The 1,585-nt window shown below is 61.1% G+C and carries 1 protein-coding gene; it reads left to right on the top strand.

Annotated elements, in window-relative coordinates; all coding sequences use genetic code 11:
- The coding region (ahpF, locus tag EA797_RS21600) for an alkyl hydroperoxide reductase subunit F (protein ID WP_122169025.1) at positions 1-1,557 on the top strand (1,557 nt) is incomplete at its 5' end.
- Positions 1,558-1,585 lie beyond the last annotated feature (28 nt).

Genomic DNA, 1,585 nt, shown 5'->3' with positions numbered 1-1,585 from the left:
GACTCCAATCTCAAAGCGCAACTGAAAACCTACCTGGAAAAGGTCACCCAGCCGTTCGAGATCGTTGCGTCCCTCGGTGACGGCGCCAAATCTCAGGAAATGCTCAGCCTGCTGGAAGACATCACCAGCCTGAGCGACAAGATCACCCTGCGTACCGACGGCAATGACGTGCGCAGGCCTTCGTTCGCCCTCAACCGTATTGGGGGCGACATCAGCCTGCGTTTCGCGGGCATTCCGATGGGCCACGAGTTCACCTCGCTGGTGCTTGCCCTGTTGCAGGTTGGCGGTCATCCGTCCAAGACCGCACCGGACATCATCGAGCAGATCAGGAACCTCGACGGCGAATACAACTTCGAAACCTATTTCTCGCTGTCCTGCCAGAACTGCCCGGACGTGGTCCAGGCGCTGAACCTGATGGCTGTGCTCAACCCGAACATTCGCCACGTGGCGATCGACGGTGCGCTGTTCCAGGAAGAAGTCACCGTTCGCCAGGTCATGTCCGTACCGAGCATCTATCTCAACGGTGAGCTGTTCGGTCAGGGCCGCATGGGCGAAGAAGAAATTCTGGCCAAGCTCGATACCGGCGCTTCGGCGCGCGATGCCGAGAAACTCAGCGCCAAGGACGCCTTCGACGTGCTCGTCGTCGGTGGTGGCCCAGCCGGCGCTGCGGCGGCCATCTATGCCGCCCGTAAGGGCATCCGTACTGGTGTCGCTGCCGAGCGTTTTGGCGGCCAGGTGCTCGACACCATGGCCATCGAAAACTTCATTTCGGTTAACGAGACAGAAGGCCCGAAACTGGCCCGTGCACTGGAAAACCACGTGCGCGAATACGACGTCGACATCATGAACCTGCAGCGCGCTGCGCAGCTCATTCCGGGCTCTGATGGGGCCCTGCACGAGATCAAGCTGGAGAACGGCGGCTCGCTGAAAGCCAAGACGCTGATCCTGGCGACTGGCGCGCGCTGGCGTGAAATGAACGTGCCTGGCGAGCAGGAATACCGTGGCCGTGGCGTCGCTTATTGCCCGCACTGCGACGGCCCGTTGTTCAAGGGCAAGCGTGTGGCGGTGATCGGTGGCGGCAACTCGGGTGTCGAAGCGGCCATCGACCTGGCTGGTATCGTCGCCCAGGTCACGCTGATCGAATTCGACAGCCAGCTGCGGGCCGATGCCGTGCTGCAGAAGAAACTGCACAGTCTGCCCAACGTCACCGTGATCACCAGCGCGTTGACCAGCGAGGTCCTCGGCGACGGTAAGAAGGTCACCGGCCTGACCTACAAGGACCGTAACTCCAGCGAATTCCATGATCTGGAACTGGAAGGTATCTTCGTGCAGATCGGTCTGCTGCCGAACTCCGACTGGCTGAAGGGCACCGTGGAGCTGACTTCACGCGGCGAAATCATCGTCGATGCGCGTGGTGAGACCTCGCTTCCGGGCATCTTCGCTGCGGGTGATGTGACGACCGTGCCGTACAAGCAGATCGTCATCGCCGTCGGTGAAGGCGCCAAGGCGTCGCTGAGCGCGTTCGATTACCTGATCCGCAGCTCCGTCGAAGACTGAGCGAGGCGGTAATGAAAAGGGGGAGCAG

Origin of the sequence: Stutzerimonas zhaodongensis (genome assembly GCF_003696365.1) — a bacterium.
GTDB classification, from domain to species: Bacteria; Pseudomonadota; Gammaproteobacteria; order Pseudomonadales; family Pseudomonadaceae; genus Stutzerimonas; species Stutzerimonas zhaodongensis.
This window is presented reverse-complemented; position numbering and strand designations above follow the sequence as displayed.